The organism is Staphylococcus sp. EG-SA-2 (assembly GCF_017152085.1).
This window is the reverse complement of sequence record NZ_JACYHC010000105.1, coordinates 1-553: the sequence shown is the minus strand read 5'-3', so window position 1 is coordinate 553 and position 553 is coordinate 1. Positions and strand designations below refer to the sequence as shown.

Below are 553 nucleotides of genomic sequence, written 5' to 3'. Positions count from 1 at the left end.
AGTAGTCGCATACCAACAACATCAAGGTAATAAATTTAAAGAACATTTTGATTTGAATTGTTATCTGACACTGCTAGATGTATTGGATAGTCACAACATTGACCGAGGTCGCACAGACGTAACGCATGTTTTTAAAAATTTAGAAACAAAAGTGTTAACGATGGGGTTCATAGATGATTTGCTATATCCGGATGATCAAGTTCGTGCATTAGGTGAACGTTTTAAATATCATCGTCATTTCTTCGTGCCTGATAATGTTGGGCATGATGGATTCCTACTAAACTTTAGTACCTGGGCACCTAACTTATATCATTTCTTAAATTTAAAGCATTTTAAGCGTAAGTAATAATATATATATTTTCAAAGAATGAAGCCACTAAATCACAGCTATCATATTCAAAAACATCTAGAGTACATGAGAGTGGTAATGAATTGTAAATCTAAATCAAGCTTGATTGCTATGTAGTGGGATTAAATAATCATGTTGAAAATGAAAGCACACAAAAGCGATTCAAATGAGTATGTTAATTACTTATAAAACATGAAAGTTATT

The 553-nt window shown here is 31.8% G+C and carries 1 pseudogene; it reads left to right on the top strand.

Annotated features, from left to right (window positions below):
- Positions 1–346, top strand: a pseudogene (locus IDG60_RS00875) (homoserine O-acetyltransferase MetX); the annotation flags it as partial.
- Positions 347–553 lie beyond the last annotated feature (207 nt).